The 21458-nt window shown below is 59.6% G+C and carries 15 protein-coding genes; 7 read left to right on the forward strand and 8 right to left on the reverse strand.

Features of this window, described 5'->3' with window-relative positions; translation table 11 throughout:
* Positions 1–21: 21 nt before the first annotated feature.
* The 7 genes from nusA to LUB09_RS11625 all read left to right on the forward strand — a co-directional run bounded on the left by nusA (position 22) and on the right by LUB09_RS11625 (position 9125).
* Positions 22–1503 (forward strand): transcription termination factor NusA, encoded by a 1482-nt coding sequence (gene nusA, locus LUB09_RS11595; protein WP_003235027.1) that lies wholly within the window; start codon positions 22–24, stop codon positions 1501–1503.
* A gap of 27 nt (positions 1504–1530) precedes the next feature.
* Positions 1531–4047 (forward strand): translation initiation factor IF-2, encoded by a 2517-nt coding sequence (infB, locus tag LUB09_RS11600; protein ID WP_209984906.1) that lies wholly within the window; start codon positions 1531–1533, stop codon positions 4045–4047.
* Between the two features lie 159 nt (positions 4048–4206).
* The gene (gene rbfA, locus LUB09_RS11605; RefSeq protein ID WP_057725021.1) at positions 4207–4602 is read left to right on the forward strand and encodes a 30S ribosome-binding factor RbfA; all 396 of its coding nucleotides are present in this window, start codon (positions 4207–4209) and stop codon (positions 4600–4602) included.
* A 3-nt stretch (positions 4603–4605) separates the two neighbouring features.
* Positions 4606–5523, forward strand: coding sequence for a tRNA pseudouridine(55) synthase TruB (gene truB, locus LUB09_RS11610; protein ID WP_209984904.1), 918 nt, complete (start codon positions 4606–4608; stop codon positions 5521–5523).
* 115 nt (positions 5524–5638) lie between these two features.
* Positions 5639–5908 (forward strand): 30S ribosomal protein S15, encoded by a 270-nt coding sequence (gene rpsO / locus LUB09_RS11615; protein ID WP_003176135.1) that lies wholly within the window; start codon positions 5639–5641, stop codon positions 5906–5908.
* A 194-nt stretch (positions 5909–6102) separates the two neighbouring features.
* On the forward strand, positions 6103–8208 hold the full coding sequence (gene pnp / locus LUB09_RS11620) for a polyribonucleotide nucleotidyltransferase (protein WP_057008738.1): 2106 nt from the start codon (positions 6103–6105) through the stop codon (positions 8206–8208).
* Positions 8209–8504: 296 nt separating this feature from the next.
* Entirely contained in the window at positions 8505–9125 is a 621-nt protein-coding gene (locus tag LUB09_RS11625; protein WP_231422623.1) for a BON domain-containing protein, read from the forward strand.
* A 278-nt stretch (positions 9126–9403) separates the two neighbouring features.
* Here the strand turns inward: LUB09_RS11625 and LUB09_RS11630 are convergent, their stop codons facing one another.
* The 8 genes from LUB09_RS11630 to LUB09_RS11665 form a co-directional block, all read right to left on the reverse strand.
* Positions 9404–12337: a DUF748 domain-containing protein gene (locus tag LUB09_RS11630; RefSeq protein ID WP_231422624.1), complete on the reverse strand. Its 2934-nt coding sequence runs from the start codon at positions 12335–12337 to the stop codon at positions 9404–9406.
* Positions 12338–12424: 87 nt separating this feature from the next.
* Positions 12425–13441 carry a class I SAM-dependent rRNA methyltransferase gene (locus tag LUB09_RS11635; protein WP_231422625.1) on the reverse strand — a complete coding sequence of 339 codons (1017 nt, stop codon included), beginning with the start codon at positions 13439–13441 and terminating at the stop codon, positions 12425–12427.
* A 93-nt stretch (positions 13442–13534) separates the two neighbouring features.
* Positions 13535–15199, reverse strand: coding sequence for a glucose-6-phosphate isomerase (gene pgi, locus LUB09_RS11640; RefSeq protein WP_209984893.1), 1665 nt, complete (start codon positions 15197–15199; stop codon positions 13535–13537).
* Positions 15200–15423: 224 nt separating this feature from the next.
* On the reverse strand, positions 15424–16275 hold the full coding sequence (panC, locus tag LUB09_RS11645; protein WP_231422626.1) for a pantoate--beta-alanine ligase: 852 nt from the start codon (positions 16273–16275) through the stop codon (positions 15424–15426).
* The gene (gene panB, locus LUB09_RS11650) at positions 16272–17072 is read right to left on the reverse strand and encodes a 3-methyl-2-oxobutanoate hydroxymethyltransferase (protein ID WP_231422627.1); all 801 of its coding nucleotides are present in this window, start codon (positions 17070–17072) and stop codon (positions 16272–16274) included. Before panB ends, panC begins: the two co-directional genes overlap by 4 nt.
* Positions 17073–17423: 351 nt before the next feature.
* Positions 17424–17909, reverse strand: a complete 486-nt coding sequence (folK, locus tag LUB09_RS11655) for a 2-amino-4-hydroxy-6-hydroxymethyldihydropteridine diphosphokinase (RefSeq protein ID WP_209984884.1) — start codon at positions 17907–17909, stop codon at positions 17424–17426.
* Positions 17910–17911: 2 nt separating this feature from the next.
* Complete coding sequence (locus tag LUB09_RS11660; protein WP_231422628.1) at positions 17912–19318, reverse strand: polynucleotide adenylyltransferase PcnB; 1407 nt, start codon at positions 19316–19318, stop codon at positions 17912–17914.
* A gap of 709 nt (positions 19319–20027) precedes the next feature.
* Positions 20028–21455, reverse strand: coding sequence for a sigma-54-dependent transcriptional regulator (locus LUB09_RS11665; protein WP_209984879.1), 1428 nt, complete (start codon positions 21453–21455; stop codon positions 20028–20030).
* Positions 21456–21458 lie beyond the last annotated feature (3 nt).

Below are 21458 nucleotides of genomic sequence, written 5' to 3' on the forward strand. Positions count from 1 at the left end.
TTGCGAAAGGCGAGGCGTACGATGAGCAAAGAAGTACTGCTGGTTGTTGAGTCGGTATCCAATGAAAAGGGTGTACCGGCAAACGTGATTTTTGAAGCGCTGGAGCTGGCCCTGGCCACCGCTACCAAAAAGCGTTTTGAGGACGAAGTTGATCTGCGTGTGGAAATCAACCGCCACACCGGTGCCTATGAGACGTTCCGTCGCTGGACAGTCGTCGAAGAAGCCGATCTTGATGATCCGGCCATCGAAACCTGGCCGAGCAAGGTTGCCGAAACGCATCCCGGTTCCAATGTAGGCGATGTCGTCGAAGAAAAGATCGAATCGATCGAGTTCGGCCGTATCGCAGCACAGACCGCTAAACAGGTCATCGTGCAGAAGGTTCGCGAAGCCGAGCGCGCTCAAGTCGTTGACGCCTATCGCGAGCGCCTGGGTGAAATCATCTCCGGCACCGTCAAAAAAGTTACCCGCGACAACGTGATCGTTGACCTGGGCAACAACGCTGAAGCGTTGCTGGCCCGTGAAGACATCATTTCTCGTGAAACCTTCCGTGTGGGTGTGCGCTTGCGTGCACTGCTCAAGGAAATCCGCACCGAGAACCGCGGCCCTCAGTTGATCCTGTCGCGTACCGCGCCGGAAATGCTGATCGAGCTGTTCCGTATTGAAGTGCCGGAAATCGCCGAAGGCCTGATCGAAGTCATGGCAGCATCCCGCGACCCGGGTTCGCGCGCCAAGATCGCGGTCCGCTCCAAGGACAAACGCATCGACCCGCAGGGCGCTTGCATCGGTATGCGCGGTTCGCGTGTCCAGGCAGTGTCGGGTGAGTTGGGCGGTGAGCGTGTTGATATCGTGCTGTGGGACGATAACCCGGCTCAGTTCGTGATCAACGCCATGTCGCCGGCTGAAGTGGCGGCAATTATCGTCGACGAGGATGCCCATGCAATGGACATCGCCGTTGGCGCAGACAATCTGGCTCAGGCCATTGGTCGTGGTGGGCAGAACGTGCGTCTGGCCAGCCAACTGACTGGTTGGACCCTGAACGTGATGACCGAATCGGACATCCAGGCTAAGCAGCAAGCTGAAACCGGTGACATCCTGCGAAACTTTATCGAAGAGCTGGAAGTCGATGAAGATCTGGCGCAGGTGCTGGTAGATGAAGGCTTCACCAGCCTGGAAGAGATTGCCTACGTACCGTTGGAAGAAATGCTCAACATCGACGGCTTTGACGAAGACACCGTCAACGAGCTTCGCGCTCGGGCCAAGGATCGTTTGTTGACTAAAGCCATCGCTACTGAGGAAAAGCTGGCAGACGCCCATCCGGCCGAAGACCTGCTCTCGCTTGAGGGTATGGACAAGGATTTGGCGATGGAACTGGCGGTGCGCGGCGTAATTACCCGCGAAGACCTGGCCGAGCAGTCTATTGACGATCTGCTCGACATCGACGGCATTGACGAAGATCGTGCCGGCAAGTTGATCATGGCCGCCCGAGCCCATTGGTTCGAGTAATTAGGCGCGGCCTGAGGAGAGAAGTGCATGACGCAAGTCACGGTGAAACAACTGGCCGATGAGGTCAAAACACCGGTAGAGCGCCTGTTGCAGCAGATGCGTGAGGCAGGTCTGCCGCACACCGCCGCCGACGAAGGTGTGAGCGATAGTGAGAAGCAGTCTTTGCTGACTCACTTGAAGAGCAGCCACAAGGCGAAAGTGGAAGAACCGCGCAAGATTACATTGCAGCGCAAAACCACCAGCACCCTGCGTGTTGCGGGTAGCAAGAGCATCAGCGTTGAAGTACGCAAGAAGAAAGTCTTCGTACAGCGCAGCCCGGAAGAAATCGAAGCCGAGCGCAAACGCGATCTGGAAGAACGTCGCGCAGTAGAAAATGCTGCACGTCAGAAGGCTGAAGAAGAAGCCAAGCGTCGCGCCGAAGAAGAAGCGCGTCGCCAGCCTGCGGCTGCGCAACCTGCTGCCACTGACGCGGTTGCTGCGCCTGTTGAAGCTGTGCGTGAGGCCGCTCCGGTTGCCGCTGCACCTGCTCCAGCAGCCGACGCCCGTAAGCGCGACGAACCTCGTCGCCCGGACAAGCCACGCGCCGACGACAACAATCGTCGCAGCGGCGGTGGCGATGGCGAGCGCAAAAACGCTCCGCATCGTGCTTCGGTCAAGGAGAAAGCGCCTGCGCCACGCGTTGCCCCACGTACTACCGACGAAGAAAGCGATGGCTTCCGTCGTGGTGGTCGCGGCAAGGCCAAGCTGAAGAAGCGCAATGCCCACGGTTTCCAGAGCCCAACCGGCCCTGTCGTGCGTGATGTGCAGATCGGCGAGACCATCACTGTTGGCGACCTCGCCAATCAGATGTCGGTCAAGGCGGCTGAAATCATCAAGTTCATGTTCAAACTGGGCACCCCGGCCACCATCAACCAGGTGCTTGATCAGGAAACTGCTCAGCTCGTGGCTGAGGAGTTGGGCCACAAAGTGACCCTGGTCAGCGACACGGCCCTGGAAGATTCCCTGGCTGAGTCCCTGAAGTTTGAAGGTGAGACGTTCTCCCGTGCACCCGTTGTGACCGTAATGGGTCACGTGGACCACGGTAAGACTTCCCTGCTCGACTATATCCGTCGTGCCAAGGTAGCTGCTGGCGAAGCCGGCGGTATTACCCAGCACATCGGTGCGTACCACGTTGAAACCGAACGCGGCATGGTCACCTTCCTCGACACCCCGGGTCACGCCGCGTTTACCGCAATGCGTGCCCGTGGTGCCAAGGCGACCGACATCGTGATTCTGGTCGTTGCAGCGGACGACGGCGTGATGCCGCAGACCATTGAAGCGGTCCAGCACGCCAAGGCTGCCGGTGTTCCACTGGTTGTTGCAGTGAACAAGATCGACAAGCCGGGCGCCGATCTCGATCGCATCCGTAGCGAACTGTCGGTTCACGGTGTGACTTCTGAAGAGTGGGGCGGTGATACGCCGTTCGTTTCGGTTTCGGCGAAAGTCGGTACTGGTGTGGACGAACTGCTCGAAGCGGTCCTGCTGCAAGCTGAAGTACTCGAACTGAAAGCAACTCCATCGGCCCCAGGTCGTGGTGTTGTGGTTGAATCGCGTCTCGACAAGGGGCGTGGCCCGGTTGCGACCGTTCTGGTTCAAGACGGTACCCTGCGCCAAGGCGACATGGTACTGGTCGGTTCGAACTATGGCCGTGTACGTGCCATGCTCGACGAGAACGGTAAGCCCATCAAGGAAGCCGGTCCTTCCATCCCTGTCGAGATCCTCGGCCTGGACGGTACCCCGGACGCTGGCGACGAAATGAGCGTGCTGTCGGACGAGAAGAAAGCCCGTGAAGTGGCTCTGTTCCGTCAAGGCAAGTTCCGCGAAGTCAAACTGGCCCGTGCCCACGCTGGCAAGCTGGAAAACATCTTCGAAAACATGGGCCAGGCAGAGAAGAAGACGCTTAACATCGTTCTCAAATCTGACGTTCGTGGTTCCCTCGAAGCGTTGAACGGCGCCTTGAATGGCCTGGGTAACGACGAAGTGCAAGTGCGCGTTGTCGGTGGCGGTGTCGGTGGTATCACCGAGTCCGACGCCAACCTGGCACTGGCTTCCAACGCTGTACTGTTCGGCTTCAACGTGCGTGCCGATGCCGGCGCTCGCAAGATCGTCGAGCAGGAAGGCCTGGACATGCGTTACTACAACGTCATCTACGACATCATCGAAGACGTCAAGAAAGCCCTTACCGGCATGCTTGGCAGCGATGTTCGGGAGAACATCCTGGGTATCGCCGAGGTGCGTGACGTGTTCCGCTCGCCGAAATTCGGCGCGATCGCCGGTTGCATGGTTATCGAAGGTGTTGTGCACCGTAACCGTCCAATCCGTGTACTGCGTGAAGACATCGTTATCTTTGAAGGCGAGCTGGAATCCCTGCGCCGCTTCAAGGATGACGCTTCCGAAGTGCGTGCTGGCATGGAATGCGGTATCGGCGTCAAGAGCTACAACGACGTCAAGCCTGGCGACAAGATCGAAGTCTACGAGAAGGTTCAGGTTGCTCGCAGCCTCTAACTCGCGTACTTCAAGGGCCGCGCGGCGCTCCGGCATGCAAATGCCGGGCGCCGTGTCCGGACTCTAAACGCAACGCCCGGTCTGGCTTTTGTCAGGCCGGGCGTTTGCCGCTTTCAGACCCCACGGGTTTCACCGTGTGGCAGTAACAGGTAACAAGACATGGCAAAAGAATACAGCCGTACCCAGCGTATCGGCGATCAGATGCAGCGCGAGCTGGCTCAATTGATCCGTCGCGAAGTCAAAGACCCGCGTGTCGGCCTGGTCACCATTACCGCCGTTGAAGTGAGCCGTGACGTGGGTCACGCCAAGATCTTCATCACCGTGATGGGTCAGGACAGCAGCGAAGAAATCGCGCAAAGCATCAAGGTACTCAACGCGGCGGCAGGTTTCCTGCGCATGCAGTTGGCCCGTGAAATGAAGCTGCGCAGTGTTCCCCAGTTGCACTTCCACTACGACGAAAGCGTCGTGCGTGGCGCGCACCTGTCGGCATTGATCGAGCGCGCGGTGGCAGAAGACAGTCAGCACCCGTCCACACCTGAAGACGCCAAGGAGTAAGCGGTGGCTCAGGTCAAACGTATCCGTCGCAACGTCAGCGGCATCATTCTGCTCGACAAGCCCATTGGCTTTACTTCCAATGCCGCGTTGCAGAAGGTTCGCTGGCTGCTCAATGCCGAAAAGGCCGGGCACACCGGCAGCCTCGACCCCCTGGCCACCGGCGTGTTGCCGTTGTGCTTCGGCGAGGCCACCAAGTTCTCGCAATACCTGCTCGACTCCGACAAGGGGTACGAAACCCTGATGCAATTGGGCAAGACCACCACCACGGCCGACGCCGAAGGTGATGTTCTGCAGGTGCGTGATGTGACCGTTGGTCGTGCTGATATCGAGGCGGTTTTACCCGGTTTTCGTGGGCAAATCAGCCAGATACCGCCGATGTACTCGGCCCTCAAGCGTGATGGTCAGCCTCTTTACAAGCTGGCACGTGCGGGCGAAGTAGTGGAGCGCGAACCGCGTTCTGTTACTATTGCGCGCTTGGAATTGCTCGCCTGTGAAGGTGACACCGCGCGCCTGGCCGTGGACTGCAGCAAAGGCACCTATATCCGTACCCTCGTGGAAGATATTGGTGAACAGCTTGGTTGCGGTGCGTACGTGGCAGAACTGCGACGCACCCAGGCGGGCCCCTTCAGCCTGGCTCAGACGGTCACGCTGGAAGAGTTGGAAGCGGTTCACGCCGAAGGCGGCAACGAAGCGGTTGATCGCTTCCTGATGCCATCGGACAGCGGTTTGCTCGATTGGCCATTGCTGCACTTCTCGGAGCACAGCGCGTTCTACTGGCTCAACGGCCAGCCGGTACGTGCCCCGGATGCCCCGAAGTTCGGCATGGTACGGGTACAGGATCATAACGGTCGTTTCATCGGAATCGGTGAAGTGAGCGAAGACGGGCGCATAGCGCCGCGTCGACTGATTCGGTCAGAATGACCGAACGAGGGTGGCTGTTAATAGGCACGGTCACTTCTCATTTTTAGATACAGGGATTTGTCCCTGGCCTATTGAGATCACCCTTTGGGTGGTTTCCTGAAAAAAGGATTGCCTCATGGCTCTCGACGTTCAAGAAAAAGCACAAATCGTAGCTGACTATCAGCAAGCTGTTGGTGACACTGGTTCGCCAGAAGTGCAAGTTGCACTGCTGACCCACAACATCAACAAGCTGCAAGGTCACTTCAAGGCCAACGGTAAAGACCACCACTCCCGTCGTGGTCTGATCCGCATGGTAAACCAGCGCCGTAAGCTGCTGGACTACCTGAAAGGCAAGGATCTGGGTCGTTATCAGGCTCTGATCGGTCGCCTGGGTCTGCGTCGCTAACAAGCGATTGCGCTAGAGGTTGGTTGTCTGCCGTGTGTCAGTGGGATTCCCGCTGGCCCATGGCAGGCTCCCAGCCTCAAGTTTTATCTGGATACACGTTTTACCCTGGACAGGCGTTGGGCCGATTCCCGACATTGCCCAAGAATTTCGCAAGAAGACAAGTTCCCCAAGAGCCACAAAGAAGGTAGGACACCGTGAACCCGGTTATCAAAAAATTCCAGTTCGGTCAGTCGACCGTTACCCTCGAGACAGGCCGTATCGCCCGTCAAGCCTCCGGCGCAGTGCTGGTTACCGTTGATGACGACGTTACCGTACTGGTGACCGTTGTTGGCGCCAAGACCGCTGACCCAAGCAAAGGCTTTTTCCCTCTTTCCGTTCACTACCAGGAAAAGACTTACGCTGCCGGTAAGATCCCTGGTGGTTTCTTCAAGCGTGAAGGCCGTCCTTCCGAAAAAGAAACCCTGACTTCCCGACTGATCGACCGTCCGATCCGTCCGCTGTTCCCCGAAGGTTTCATGAACGAAGTGCAGGTTGTCTGCACCGTCGTTTCCACCAGCAAGAAGACCGATCCGGACATCGCTGCGATGATCGGTACCTCGGCTGCCCTGGCTATCTCGGGCATTCCGTTCGACGGCCCGATCGGCGCCGCCCGCGTTGCTTTCCACGAAAGCACCGGCTACCTGCTCAACCCGACTTACGAGCAGCAGAAAGCGTCGAGCCTGGACATGGTCGTTGCCGGTACGTCCGAAGCCGTATTGATGGTTGAATCGGAAGCCAAAGAGCTGACCGAAGACCAGATGCTGGGAGCGGTACTGTTTGCTCACGACGAATTCCAGGCTGTCATCAAGGCTGTCACCGAACTGGCCGCCGAAGCTGCCAAACCGACCTGGACCTGGGCTGCTGCTCCGGAAGCCACCGAATTGCTGGGCGCTATCCGCTCGGAGTTCGGCGACGCGATCTCCCAGGCCTACGCCATCACCGTCAAGGCCGACCGTTACGCTCGCCTGGGCGAGCTGAAGGACCAGGTTGTTGCCAAGCTCTCCGGTGAGGAAGGCCAGCCTTCGTCCAGCGAAGTTAAAGCCGCCTTCGGCGAAATCGAATACCGCACCGTTCGCGAAAACATCGTTAACGGCAAGCCACGTATCGACGGCCGTGACACCCGCACCGTACGCCCGCTGAACATCGAAGTCGGCGTGCTGCCGAAGACTCACGGTTCGGCCCTGTTCACCCGTGGTGAAACTCAGGCGCTGGTAGTCGCGACGCTGGGTACTGCCCGTGACGCACAGCTGCTGGACACCCTGGAAGGCGAGAAAAAAGACCCGTTCATGCTGCACTACAACTTCCCGCCGTTCTCGGTCGGTGAGTGCGGTCGCATGGGTGGCGCTGGTCGTCGCGAAATCGGCCACGGCCGTCTGGCCCGTCGTTCGATCGCTGCGATGCTGCCGGCCGCCGACGTGTTCCCGTACACCATCCGAGTTGTATCGGAAATCACCGAGTCCAATGGTTCCAGCTCCATGGCATCCGTCTGCGGTGCTTCCCTGGCGCTGATGGACGCCGGTGTGCCGATGAAGGCACCGGTTGCTGGTATCGCCATGGGTCTGGTTAAAGAAGGCGAGAAGTTCGCCATCCTGACCGACATCCTGGGTGACGAAGACCACTTGGGCGACATGGACTTCAAGGTAGCCGGTACCGCCAAAGGTGTGACCGCGCTGCAGATGGACATCAAGATCAAGGGCATCACCGAAGAGATCATGGAAATCGCCCTGGGCCAAGCCCTGGAAGCGCGCCTGAACATCCTCGGCCAGATGAACCAGATCATTGGTCAGTCGCGCACCGAGCTGTCGGAAAATGCTCCGACCATGATCGCGATGAAAATCGACACCGACAAAATCCGTGACGTCATCGGTAAAGGCGGCGCGACCATTCGTGCGATCTGTGAAGAAACCAAGGCTTCGATTGATATCGAAGATGACGGTTCGATCAAGATCTTCGGCGAATCCAAGGAAGCGGCTGAGGCTGCGCGTCAGCGCGTTCTGGGCATCACTGCCGAAGCCGAGATCGGCAAGATCTATGTCGGCAAGGTTGAGCGCATCGTCGACTTCGGCGCATTCGTCAACATCCTGCCGGGCAAAGACGGTCTGGTTCACATCTCCATGCTCAGCGATGCTCGCGTAGAGAAAGTGACCGATATTCTGAAAGAAGGCCAGGAAGTGGAAGTGCTGGTATTGGACGTGGACAACCGCGGCCGTATCAAGCTGTCCATCAAGGACGTTGCAGCAGCCAAGGCCTCGGGCGTTTAATCACCTCCAGGCTTCATGCTGAAAAGGGACTCTTCGGAGTCCTTTTTTTATGGGCGCACGAAAGGTAGGCGTGATCAGCCGTTTAGCACCACGGACAAAAGCCGCAACTTGCATGCAGATCCGGCCGTCTTCATGCAAGTTGCACGATTCCGGAAACAGGGCAGTTTTATAACTCCTTGTTTTTAAAGGATTTAATCTCGTACTGCAACTTGGCACACTGCCTGCAATATCCCTGTTAGCGCTTCAGTACCAAGATTTACGTACTGCAGTCTTTTAATAAAACAGGAGTTACTCGTATGAAGAAGTTCGCTCTCGCTACTGCTACCGCTCTGACTCTGGCCATGGGTGCTAACGTAGCCTTTGCTCAGACTTCCCAAGCCCCTATGACTTTGGCGGCCGGCGAAGCCACCCAGGCTAAGGAAAGCGTTTCGGACACCTGGATCACCACCAAAGTCAAAGCTGACCTGCTGACTGAAAAAGGCATCCCAGGTTCGGACATCATGGTTGAAACCAACAAAGGTGTGGTTTCCCTGTCCTCCAAAGTAGCCGTTTCGGACTCGCAGAAAGCGACTGCCGTAGCGATCACCAAGAAAATCAAAGGCGTGACCGCTGTTTCCGCTGACGGCCTGCTGGCTGGCGGCGCTACCAAGGCTGACGGCATCGACAAAACCAAAGGTGCTGCTCATGACGCTGGCGAGGCGACTAGCGATACCTGGATCACCACTAAAGTAAAAGCTGACCTGGTTACCGAAAAAGGTATCCCTGGCACCGACATCAAAGTTGAAACCAACAAAGGTGTTGTGTCCCTGTCGTCCACAGCGGCTGTGACTGCTGCGCAGAAACAAACTGCTGTAACGATCGCCAAGAAAATCAAAGGCGTTAAAGCTGTATCGGCTGATGGCCTGAAAGCTCAGTAACGCTACCGATCGCGTCTGAACTGAATGGCGGCGGCGGGTGAGTCAGATATCCACCCAACGCACCCCGGAGTTCATGCGACCGACCACACGGATGTGGTCATTACAGGCCCCGGCACTTGTGCCGGGGCCTGTTTTATTGTGGGTCTGATGTACCCAAATCAAAAAAAGTGGGAGGGGGGATGCTCCCGATAGCGGCGGGTCAGTGATGAATAAATCAACTGACAGCCCGTTATCGAGAGCAACCCCCCTCCCACATTTGGATCTATAGAGGCCTCAGGTCACTCGGCATCCAGGTGCATCGGTGTGACTACGCGGCCGTCTTTCTCTGCCTGCCCCAGTTGAGTGTCGATGAAGTACACCCGGTCATCTTCAAGCTGCCCCTTGTCCACCAGGTAGTCCTTGATGGTACTGGCTCGGTCCTGACCCAGCTGACGCAGTAACACATCACTGGCGCTCCAGAACTTGAGCACACCGTCGCGCAGTTTTGCCGCGCGTTCGGCGTCACTCAAGCCTTTCCATTCAGCGGGCGGTTGCTGCTTGAGACGGGTGCGATAGATACCTTCAAGCAATGGCGCCTTTTCCTTCTCCGGTACTTCCAGCAGTGATGCCTGGGCGGGAACCTTGTCGCCACGGCGCTGCAGAATCTTGTAGTAGTTGTACTGGTATTCACGCTCCAGACGCTCGTGTGCCAGGAACGGCCCGTCGCTGCTGGCTGCCGCCGTACCTTCAATTTCCAGGCGCAGCGCAGGGCGTTCCTTCAAGGCCTTGGCGAGCGTGTTCAGCGCGCCTTCGGCATTCTTGTCCAAGTCACTGGAGCCTGCCGCAAACGACACACTGCCCAGATCCTCCGAACCGCCGCCCGTCACCAGCCCGCCAATGAACTTGAACGGCGCGGTGGCCGCACGGGCAACCAGGTTGCGCAGGGTCTGCCACACAATCGGCATCACGCTGAACTGTGGATTATTCAAGTCGCCGCTCACCGGCAACTCGAGGGAGATTCTGCCGTTGGTGTCCTTGAGCAGTGCAATCGCCAGACGAATCGGCAGGTCCACGGCATCGGCGCTGTCGACTTTTTCACCCAGTTGCAATTGCTCGACCACCACCTTGTTCTCGGCCTTCAACTGGCCCTTGGTGATCACGTAGTGCAAGTCGAGGTTCAAGCGGCCCTTGCGAATGCGGAAACCGGCGAATTTCCCGGAGTAGGGCGTCAACGTGGTCAGCTCGACACGTTTGAAGCTGGTGGCAATGTCCAGCGCTGCCATCGGATCGAACGGATTTACGCTGCCCTTGATGGTGACGGGTGCGTAGCGGTCCACCTTGCCCTTGATGTCGACACTGGCCGGTTTGCCCTGGCGACTGTCAATCGTGCCGATTTGTCCGTTGAGCTGCTGCACGGCAGTGGCGAAGTTGGGCGTGAGGCTGAAGTCGGCAAAGTTGGCCGAACCGTCATTGATCGCCACCTGGCCGATTCGGATGCCCAGCGGCTTGTCTTTGCTCGCTGCCGGCTTGGCCGACGACTTGGCACCATTGTCGGCCGGCTGCGGAATCAGCAGGTCATCGATGTTGGTGGTGCGGTCATCGTTGATCATGAAGCGCGCATAGGGTTGCAGCAGGTTGACCTTGTCGATCGACAGGCTGTCGCCGTGCTGATAATTCACACCTTCCAGCACCAGGCGCTGCCATTTGAGAAAGTCGCGGGTCTTGAGGGTGTCGAGCGTGTGCAACTGGTCGACCTGCGCCCGGCCGGTGACCTGCAGCTTCAGCGGATCGGTGCTGGTGAGGTTTACATCCAGGTTGCTGCCGAGCATGCCGCTGCGCAGTTCCAGGCGGATGAACGGGCTGATGTAGGACTGCGCCACCCGCAGGTCGATATCCTGGGTGTTTACCTTCAACTTCGCGCTGACCGGGTTGAGATTCACCTCACCGCTGGCCTGGAGTTTGCCCTGCTTGCCCAGGCCGCTGTCGAGCTTGAGGGTGAAGGGTTTCTGGTTGAGGCTGTCGAAGTTCTGCACATCGACGTTCAGCGGGCCCAGCTCCAGCGCGACGGCGGGTTGAGCCTGACGGTCAGCCAGATGCACCTGGTAGTTGCGCAGTTGCACGTCCTTGAGCAGCACTTGCCACGGTTTGCTCGGTGCTGCAGGGGCAGGCTTGGGCGAGTCGGCCGTCGCCGGAGCGCTGGCGGGTCCCGGCGCCCTGGCCGGTTTGTTCGGCTGGCTGGCGAACAGTTTCTGCCAGTCCAGTTGCCCGTCGGCTTCGCGGGCGGCCCAGGTTTCCAGCTTGTTGCTGCGGATTTTGCCAACCACCACTTGCTGCCTGGCCAGGTCGACCGTGGTGTCACTCACGTCCAGACGCTCCAGGCGCACCAGCGGCCGGCCATCCGGGGCGTTGATGGCAAATGGCGCGATGCTGGCCGTGGTGTTGGTCAGTTTGAGTTCAGTTTCCTTGGCCAGGCTGAAGGTGTAATGCGTGTTGAAATTCAGCACCCCGTCTTCCAGCACCAGCGGCAAGGCATCACGCACATAGGGCCACCATGCTTTCATCTTGCCATCGGTGACTTTCAAAGTGCCTTCAGAGGTGATGGGCACCAGGCTGAAATTGCCCTTCCAGTCGATTTGCCCGCCCGCAGGGCCGGCCGCCACCAGGGTCATGTCGGCATTGTCTTCAGGCAATGTGCTGAGGTTTTTCAGCTCGAAGTCGAGCTTGTCGTAGAGGAATTCGATGGGTTCGCTGGGGCGCAGGTCCTGAAAGTGCACGTAGCCACCGGCCAGCTTGACGCTGTCGATACGCAGCGGGAAGGGCTTGGCGTCCGGGTCTGTCGGGGTGGGCTCGCTGGGCGGCAGTTTGAACAGCTGCGCCAGGTTCAATGTGCCGGACTTGTCGAACAGCAGCTCGGTCTTGGGCTGGTCCAACTGCACATCCGCCAGGTGCAGCGCGCGGGTCCACAGGCTGTCGAGTTGCAGGTTGGCATAGAGGCGTTCAAAACCGACCTGCTCCTTACCCGGTTCGCCGACTTTCAAGCCCCAGGCCGTCACTTCCAGGCTGAACGGGTTGAGTTCGATACGCTCCAGTCTTGCCGGCACCGTGGCGTAATGGGCCAGTTGCTGGTTGGCAATACGAAGCGCGATGCCCGGCAGAATCAGAAAACCCAGCAAGCTGTACAGAGCCAGTGCGGTCAGCAGTGCGCCAATGGCGCGGATCAATCCTTTGGACATGGGCGACGCCATCTATATCGAACAGGAGTGCCTTGGAGTATGGCACGGGTTATCGGTTCCGAAGCACCGAGCCTATTGGGAAAAGGACTACAACTGCAGAATCAGGGTCTTCAGGGGTGGCTGTTGATCCTGCGACGGAAAGTCGGCTCCCGGCGTCATGATTTGCCAGTCGCGTACCGGTCGCCCGGCTTTTTCGGCACAGCGCAGCACCTGCTCACGCCAATCGTCCATGCCCACTTTTGCCAGGTTGTTGCAGCAGATCAGCACGCCATTGTCGGCGGTTGCCAGCAACGCCGGCTTGAGCAGGCTCTGGTAGTCGCGCAGCAGATCGACCGTGCCGAACGCACTCTTGGCCCAGGCAGGCGGATCGAGCAGCACCAGGTCGTACTGGCGTTGCTCCAGGCGCGGGTAAGCTGGCAGTGTGTGGCCGCGCCGCTGGGTGATGGGCAGGCCGGCCAGTTGGCGAATCGCCGGAAAGTAATCGGACTGCACAAACGCCATGGTCGGCAATTGCGGGTTCAGCAGACCGTTCTCGCGACCGACCGCCAGGTTGCCCTCGGCAAAGTCCAGGTTGCACACCTCGCGGGCACCGCCGGCCGCCGCGCTCAAGCCAACACCGCAGGTGTAGGCGAACAGGTTCAGCACGCTTTTGCCGGCGCTGTGCGCCTTGACCCAGCCACGGGTGTTGCGCAGGTCCAGGAACAACAGCGGGTCCTGCCCGGCGTGGCGCCCGCGTACGCGATAATTGAGGCCCCATTCGTGGCCGACCAGGTCTTCCAGCGCCGCCGGCTCGGCGCGATACACCGTATCGTCACGGTCGATGCGCGAGTTGCCACGGGAGCGGTCGTTATACACCAGCAGCAATTCCAGGCCCATGAACTGATTGATCTGTTGATGCAGGTCCAGCAGGTCTGCGGTGTCCAGCGACTGGTGAAAGCTTTGCACCAGCAATTGCGGGCCATAGCGGTCGATAGTCAGGCCGCCGGCGCCTTCCTGGCTGCCGTGAAACAGCCGATAGCAGTCGGTGCCCTGGGCGTGCAGTTCGTTGATCAGGTCTTGGCGATGATCGAGGGCGGCGCGCAGCGCCTGGTTCAGGGGGGACATGGAGCGCGCCTTGCTGTAAATGAGGAAAACAGGGGCGGGGAGTTTAACAGCTAACCCCGGCCTGAGCAGGCCGGGGTCGCGTTGAGGCAGGTATCAGCCGCGATGACGACCGCGGAAGTAGTTGATCAGGCCTTGGGTGGACGCGTCCTCGGCCGAGGTTTCTTCGGCGCCGGTGAGGCGGTTGTAAACACCCTTGCCCAGCTCCTTGCCCAGCTCCACGCCCCATTGGTCGAAGGCGTTGATGCCCCATATCACGCTCTGCACGAACACCTTGTGCTCATACATGGCCACCAACGCGCCGAGACGACGCGGGCTGATGCGTTCGACCACAATGGTGTTGCTCGGACGGTTGCCCGGGATCACCTTGTGCGGGGCCAGCTTCTGCACTTCGTCCTCTGCGATGCCTTTGTCGCGCAACTCGGCTTCGGCTTCACTGCGGGTCTTGCCGAGCATCAGTGCCTGGCTCTGCGACAGGCAGTTGGCATAGAGCCATTGATGGTGGTCGGACACCGGGTTGAAGCTGACAATCGGCACAATGAAGTCGGCCGGAATCAGTTGGGTGCCCTGGTGCAGCAACTGGTGGTACGCATGCTGGCCGTTGCAGCCCACGCCGCCCCAGATGACCGGGCCGGTGTCGGTGGCCACGGGTGTGCCGTCCTGGCGCACGCTCTTGCCGTTGGATTCCATGTCCAGCTGTTGCAGGTGTTTGGTGATGTTGCGCAGGTAGTGGTCGTACGGCAGGATCGCATGGCTTTGCGCTCCCCAGAAGTTGCCGTACCACACGCCCAGCAGGCCCAGCAGCACCGGCATGTTCTGCTCGAACGGTGCGGTCAGGAAATGCTGGTCCATGGTGTAGGCACCCGACAGCAGTTCCTTGAAGTTGGACATGCCGATGGCGAGGGCGATGGGCAGACCAATGGCCGACCACAGCGAATAACGGCCGCCGACCCAGTCCCACATCGGGAAGATGTTTTCTTCGCGGATACCAAAGGCCACCGCCGCCGCGTTGTTACTCGACACAGCGATGAAGTGGCGGTACAGCTCGGCTTCCGAGCCACCCTGGGCCAGGTACCAGGCGCGGGCGGCCTGGGCGTTTTTCAGGGTTTCCAGGGTGTTGAACGATTTTGACGAGACGATAAACAGCGTGGTCTCGGCGCGCAGCTTCATGGTCAGCTCGTGGAACTCGCTGCCGTCGATATTCGCCAGGTAGTGGCAACGCACGCCCTTATGGGCGTAAGACAACAGCGCCTCGGAGACCAGCTCCGGGCCGAGGAACGAACCACCGATGCCGATGTTCACCACGTCGGTGATCGGCTTTTCGGTGTAGCCACGCCACAGACCGTCGTGAATGCGGCCGACCAGGTCAGTGATCTGGTTCAACACCTTGTGCACGTCCGGCATGATGTTCACGCCGTTCACCGACAGCTTGTCGCCTACCGGGCGGCGCAGGGCGGTGTGCAGGGCAGGGCGGCCTTCGGAGGAGTTGACCGGTTCGCCGGCATACAGCGCGTTGATCGCGTCCTTGAGGCCCACTTCATCGGCCAGGCCCACCAGCAGGTCACGGGTTTGGCTGGTGATCAGGTTCTTCGAGTAATCGAGGAAAAGCCCACAGCTGCTCAGGGTGAACTGGGAAAAGCGCTGCGGATCGGCATTGAAGGCTTCGCGCATGCTGAAATCCTGCATGGCTTGGCGATGTTGATTGAGCGCTTGCCAGGCGGGCAGCGCGGTAACGTCATGAGGAGTGCGGTAGTACGCCATCGCTGCGGGTTTCCTTTTATTACGGGGACTGCCTTTAGGACACTTCAAAGCCCGGAACGTCCAGTCTTGTCGCAACAATTGGGTTGCGGACAGCGCTAACCTTAGCGCCGGGCGATTACATTAAACCTAGCGTGTCGATATGTCTTGGCTTTGTCTGCGCCGTGGCCGGTACTTTTTTATACCGGCACGGCGATCAGGGCAACAGGCGTGCAGCCTGGGCGGGGTCAGTTGAGGTTCAAATGCAGGTTATCGATCAACCGGGTGCTGCCCAGGAACGCCGCGACCAGAATCACAATGTCCTTGTCCTGCGTCGTGGCGGGGCGCAAATGCTCACCCTGGCGCACTTCGAGGTAATCCAGGCGCACCCCGGCGGCTTCGATCTGCCTCATTTGTTCGGCACGCAGGCTGGCGAAGTCATGGTCGCCGGCCTTGATGGCCGCAGCGATGCGGCTGAGGCTGCGATACAGCACCGGGGCGATGGCGCGTTCCTGCTCGGAGAGAAAACCGTTGCGCGATGACAGCGCCAGGCCGTCTTCGGCGCGCACGGTGGGCTCGCCGATGATCTGGATCGGCATGTTCAGGTCATGCACCATGGCGCGGATGACCGCCAACTGCTGGTAGTCCTTCTGGCCAAACACGGCGATATCCGGCTGCACCATGTTGAACAACTTGCTGACCACCGTGGCGACGCCTTCGAAGTGCCCGGGACGGCTGGCGCCACAGAGGCCTTCGCAGAGGTGCGGGACGCTGACGCGGGTCTGGCCGGTCATGCCGCCCGGGTACATCTCCTCGACGGTCGGTGCAAACAGCAGATTGCAGCCGGCCTGCAGGAGTTTTTCCTGGTCGGCGGCGAGGGTGCGGGGATACTTGTCCAGGTCTTCATTGGCGCCGAATTGCAGCGGATTGACGAAGATACTCGCGACCACGAAGTCGGCTTGCTGCACGGCCTTGGTCACCAGGGTGGCATGGCCTTCGTGCAGGTTGCCCATGGTCGGCACGAAGCCGATGCGCTTGCCGGCGCTGCGGGCGTGAGTTACGGCAGCGCGCAGTTCACGCAGGGTTTTTACGGTGTTCATGCAGAAAATCCGTGTTCGGCGGCGGGGAAGGTCACGCCTTTGACTTCGGCGACGTACGCGCTCAAGGCTGCGTGAATGCTGTCCTGGCCGGCCATGAAGTTCTTCACGAACTTGGGCACGCGACCGGAGATCGACAAGCCGAGCATGTCGTGCAACACCAGCACCTGGCCGTCGGTGGCGCAGCCCGCGCCAATGCCGATGACCGGCACGCTGACAGCCTGGGTGATTTCTGCGGCCAGTTCGCTGGGCACGCATTCGAGCAGGATCATGGCAACGCCGGCTTGCTCCAGGGCGATGGCATCGGCCCGCATCTGGCGCGCCTGGGCCTCGTTGCGACCCTGCACCTTGTAACCGCCGAGGAGGTTCACCGACTGCGGCGTGAGGCCCATGTGAGCGCACACCGGTACGCCGCGCTCGGCCAGCAGGCGGATCGACTCGGCGAGCCACAGCGCGCCTTCGACCTTGACCATGTGCGCACCGGCGCGCATCAACTTGCCGGCGTTGAGGAACGTCTGTTCGACGGTGGCGTAGTCCATGAACGGCAGGTCAGCGATGATGAACGCGCCTTTGTTTCCGCGCTTGACGCTGGCGGTGTGGTAGGCGAGTTCATCGGTGGTGACGGGGAGCGTGCTGTCATTCCCTTGAAGAACCATGCCCAGGGAGTCACCTACCAGCAACACTTCGACGCCTGCCTGGCAGCAGGCGTTGGCGAATGTGGCGTCATAGCAGGTCAGCATGGTGATTTTTTCACCTTTGAGCTTGAGGCTCTGCAAGGTGGTCAGGGTAATGTCTGGCATCGAAAGGGTCCTCGTTCAGGCGCTTGGAAACAGCGAGTAACGCGCGTGAGTCTTCGTTTATACAGGCGCACTGTCTTGAGAGCAGTGCTTATAAGGCCTGGATTGCGCCCTTCATTGCCGGGTTGGCGGCAGCGGGACGCCTATAGTCGTGAGGAGGACACGGGAAGTCAATTGGATGTGTTACCGCATTGTTACGAGGGCGGTGTTACCCCTGTTACTGACGCGATTCAGCAGGTTGAAGGCCGTGAAGATCACGTGTGGGAGCTGGCTTGCCTGCGATGCAGGCACCTCGGTGTTCCGTTGGGCCGGGTCGATGCCTTCGCAGGCAAGCCAGTTCCCACTTTGACCGCGTCAGTTCTGGGGAATGCGTTCCAGGCCTTCGAACGGGCAAGTTGCCAGCAACTGGCTTAAAGGCTGGCCGTCCGGTAAATGGAAATTTGCCGGGGCCAATTCGGCCAGCGGATACAGCACAAACGCCCGCAGGTGCATTTGGTAATGCGGCACCTTGAGGCGAGGCTCATCGATCAGGTGATCGCCGAACAGCAGGATGTCCAGGTCGAGTGTGCGTGGCCCCCAGCGCTCAAGGCGCTCGCGGCCCTGATCGTTCTCGATGGCTTGCAACGCATCCAGCAGTTCCAGGGGCGCAAGGCTGCTGTTCAGGGCTGCTACCGCGTTGGTGTAGCGCGGCTGGCCGGGGAGCAGGGAGTCACTTTGGTAGAAGGCGGAGACACCGGCGACGGTGGTGTCTGGCAACTGCGCCAGCGCCTCGATAGCGCTGCGCAATTGCTGATCCGGGGCAGCGAGGTTGCTGCCCATGCCAATGTAGATACGTTCCACGTTTATTCGCCTGCGGCGCCCGAGGCATCGGCGCCGCTGCGTTTGCGCTTGCTGCTGCTACTGCGCCGACGTTTTTTGGGCGCAACGCCTTCGCCATCGCCTTTGCTGCCCAGGTCACGAATCATGTCGCGGCGCCCGCTGTCGTTGGCGTCCTGGTAATCGGTCCACCATTCGCCCAGGCCGTCGGTCTGCTCGCCGGCGCTTTCGCGCAGCAGCAGGAAGTCGTAGCCGGCACGGAAGCGCGGGTTGTCCAGCAGCATGTCGGCGCGTTTGCCACTGCGGCGTGGCAGGCGCTCCTGCATGTCCCAGATCTCGCGGATGGGAATGGTGAAGCGTTTCGGAATCGCGATGCGCTGGCATTGCTCGGTGATCAGCTCGTGAGCGGCTTCCTGCATCGCCGGAATGGGCGGCATGCCACGGTCCTGCAGGCGCAGTACGCGTTTGGGCAAGGCTGGCCACAACAGCGCGGCAAACAGGAACGCCGGGGTGACCGGTTTGTTCTGCTTGATGCGCAGGTCAGTGTTGGTCAACGCTTCGCTTATCAGGGTGTGGGTGTACGTCGGGTTGTATTCCAGGGCTTCGGCGCTGGCCGGAAACAAAGGATCGAACAGCTGCAGGTCGACGAGCATCTCAAAAGTGTCGGCCGCATAACCCGAGAGAAACAGCTTGAGCACTTCTTCGAACAGTCGCGCAGAAGGGATTTCGCGCAGCATCGGGGCCAGTTCGCGAATCGGTGCGGCGGTGTGTTTCTCGATGCCGAAATTCAGCTTGGCGGCAAAGCGCACGGCCCGCAGCATGCGCACCGGGTCTTCCTGGTAGCGTTGCGTCGGTTCACCGATCAGGCGGATCAGGCTGTTGCGAATATCGGGCACGCCATTGGCGTAATCGAGGATGCGCTCGCTGACCGGGTCGTAATACAGGGCATTGATGGTGAAGTCGCGGCGCTGCGCGTCTTCTTCCAGCGTGCCATAGACGTTATCGCGCAGGATGCGCCCGCTTTCGTTGCGGGAGGACTGGTTGGTGTCTTCCTCTTCATCGTTTTGCGGATGACCGGCACGGAAGGTCGCGACCTCGATGATTTCGCGGCCGAAGTGAATGTGCACGAGCTTGAAACGGCGACCGATGATGCGCGCATTGCGAAACTCGGCACGCACCTGCTCCGGCGTGGCGCTGGTGGCGACGTCGAAATCCTTGGGCGTGATATTAAGCAGCATGTCACGTACGCAGCCGCCCACCAGATAGGCCTGGTAGCCGGCGTTCTGCAAACGTTCGACGATGTTCACCGCGTAGCGGCTGAACTGAGCGCGCTGCAATGAATGCTGATTGCTGTTAAGCACTTCAGGCGTGCTGCGAATGTGTTGCGTACGACGCACGGGAGAACGGAATGACTGGAACAACTTCTTCAGCATGGGATGCACTGTTTGAAGGAATGTTCGGCCATAACGAAGAATGACCGCATGATGGGCCGGGATTCTAGCATTTAGTCAGGGGATGGTGTAGGAACAAGCTGCAAGCGTTGCTTTGAAAGCTTCAAACGAATGCCTCAGGGGGTAAAACGCAGAAACTACAAGGGGAGCCGAAGCTCCCCCAGAAGTAGTTGCGTACTCTATTTTTATTATGGGTGTCGGGCTTTTTGTTTTTATTGATCGCCCTCGTCAGGAAGCTTCACCTTCATGACACTCCCAATCGGGAGCCAAGAGCAAACGGATTGCTTTGGTCGCTGTGTTGCTGATCTACGATCCAACCAGTTCAGGCTCTGCCTTAGGGCAGTTTTTGTTGTTCTCGGCCTGGTTGCGGGGCAAGCCCCAAATGCAACGCCTCTCCAAAAGAATCAGTTAGCTGCGCCTCCGCCGTGTTGTTTTTGTTATGCGTGAGTCGATTCGTCTTATTTTTATTGTCTTGTTCAGAGCTTGTTATTGTTTTTGTACTAAGCATATAGCAGGGTGCGTGCCAACTTTTGCGCCGCCCAGTAAAATCAGGGGGTTGAGGCGATTTCAGGGTTTTGGCGGACGAAAAAAAGCCGGGGCTTCGTTACCGTAAGCCCCGGCTTTTGTTACGCGAAATATCTGCGGTAACAGTTTTTTCACATCTGAGGGTGTTACCTGTGAGGGCGCCCCCTCAACTCTCGCTGGCAACGCCGGTCTTGCGCCGCGGAATACCCAGGCGCTGACGCCGTTCCCACAGGCATTTGCGGCTCACACCCAGCTTGCGCGCCAGTTCAGTCTCGGTCATGTGATCCTGATGCTCGAGCACGAAATGCTGAAAGTAATCTTCCAGTGACAGATCTTCAGTCGGTTCATGACTGGTGTTGCTCGCGCCCGATTGCGGCGCCAGACCGATGAAGTCGTCATCCTCCAGATCACTGAGTTCGATATCGATACCCAGCAGCTCGGCGGAAATTACCGGGCTCTCCGACAGGATGACCGCACGCTCCACTGCGTTCTCCAGTTCGCGCACGTTACCTGGCCACGAGTAGTGCCGAATCGCCTGCTCGGCGTCCGGGGCAAACGTCAGGTCGGTACGGTTGATGCGCGCACTCTGGCGCAGCAGGAACGCATTGGCGATCTCGTTGACGTCGGCGCCACGCTCACGCAGGGCCGGCAGCTTGAGGGCGATCACGTGCAGGCGGTAATACAGGTCTTCGCGGAACTGGCCGATCTTGGCCAGGCTCTTGAGATCGCGGTGGGTCGCGGCGATCAGGCGCACATCGACCTTCTGCGACTGCACCGAGCCGACGCGTCGAATCTCGCCTTCCTGCAATACCCGCAGCAACCGCGCCTGTGCTTCCAGTGGCAGCTCGCCAATCTCGTCAAGGAACAAGGTGCCGCCATCCGCCGCTTCCACCAGGCCCGCACGCCCGGCGCTGGCGCCGGTGAAGGCGCCTTTTTCGTGGCCGAACAGTTCGGACTCGATCAGGGATTCGGGGATCGCCGCGCAGTTCACCGAGATCATCGGCGCCTTGGCGCGCCTGGACAGGTTGTGCAGTGCACGGGCCACCAGTTCTTTACCGGTACCGGACTCGCCCTGGATCAACACGTTGGAGTCGGTGGGCGCCACTTTACGGATCTTGCTGTACAGATCCTGCATGGGCGGGCAGGAGCCGATGATGCCGATCTCGCCGTTGCTGTTGTCGACGCCCGGTTTTTCGGCGGTTTTGCCGGCAGGGCGCGGTTCGGCCGGTGTGCTGCCGGCCGACTGGCGGTCACGCAGGATACGCGCCACGGCCTGCAACATCTCGTCGTGGTCGAACGGCTTGGCGATGTAGTCCACCGCGCCCATCTTCATGGAGTCTACGGCCGAACGCAGGCTGGCGTAGCTGGTCATGATCAGCACCGGAGTGCCCTGGCCCAGCTTGATCAGCTCGGTGCCCGGTGCGCCTGGCAGGCGCAGGTCGCTGACAATCAGGTCGAACGTGGGAATGCTGAATCGCTCCTGCGCTTCCTGTACCGAGCCGGCTTCGCTGACCTGATACTGATTGCGCTCGAGCAGGCGACGCAAGGCAGAGCGGATGATGGTTTCGTCTTCGACGATCAAAATGTGCGGCATTGA

This window comes from Pseudomonas sp. Leaf59, from assembly GCF_920984685.1.
GTDB lineage: Bacteria > Pseudomonadota > Gammaproteobacteria > Pseudomonadales > Pseudomonadaceae > Aquipseudomonas.

What these genes read in the sequence shown, in the direction of transcription:
- pgi (WP_209984893.1), bottom strand. Translation starts at nt 15,199, where the DNA reads ATGGCGTACTACCGCACTCCTCATGACGTTACCGCGCTGCCCGCCTGG.
- LUB09_RS11660 (WP_231422628.1), bottom strand. Translation starts at nt 19,318, where the DNA reads ATGCTGAAGAAGTTGTTCCAGTCATTCCGTTCTCCCGTGCGTCGTACG.
- nusA (WP_003235027.1), top strand. Translation starts at nt 22, where the DNA reads ATGAGCAAAGAAGTACTGCTGGTTGTTGAGTCGGTATCCAATGAAAAG.
- rpsO (WP_003176135.1), top strand. Translation starts at nt 5,639, where the DNA reads ATGGCTCTCGACGTTCAAGAAAAAGCACAAATCGTAGCTGACTATCAG.
- LUB09_RS11630 (WP_231422624.1), bottom strand. Translation starts at nt 12,337, where the DNA reads ATGTCCAAAGGATTGATCCGCGCCATTGGCGCACTGCTGACCGCACTG.
- LUB09_RS11625 (WP_231422623.1), top strand. Translation starts at nt 8,505, where the DNA reads ATGAAGAAGTTCGCTCTCGCTACTGCTACCGCTCTGACTCTGGCCATG.
- panC (WP_231422626.1), bottom strand. Translation starts at nt 16,275, where the DNA reads ATGAACACCGTAAAAACCCTGCGTGAACTGCGCGCTGCCGTAACTCAC.
- LUB09_RS11635 (WP_231422625.1), bottom strand. Translation starts at nt 13,441, where the DNA reads ATGTCCCCCCTGAACCAGGCGCTGCGCGCCGCCCTCGATCATCGCCAA.
- infB (WP_209984906.1), top strand. Translation starts at nt 1,531, where the DNA reads ATGACGCAAGTCACGGTGAAACAACTGGCCGATGAGGTCAAAACACCG.
- LUB09_RS11665 (WP_209984879.1), bottom strand. Translation starts at nt 21,455, where the DNA reads ATGCCGCACATTTTGATCGTCGAAGACGAAACCATCATCCGCTCTGCC.
- panB (WP_231422627.1), bottom strand. Translation starts at nt 17,072, where the DNA reads ATGCCAGACATTACCCTGACCACCTTGCAGAGCCTCAAGCTCAAAGGT.
- rbfA (WP_057725021.1), top strand. Translation starts at nt 4,207, where the DNA reads ATGGCAAAAGAATACAGCCGTACCCAGCGTATCGGCGATCAGATGCAG.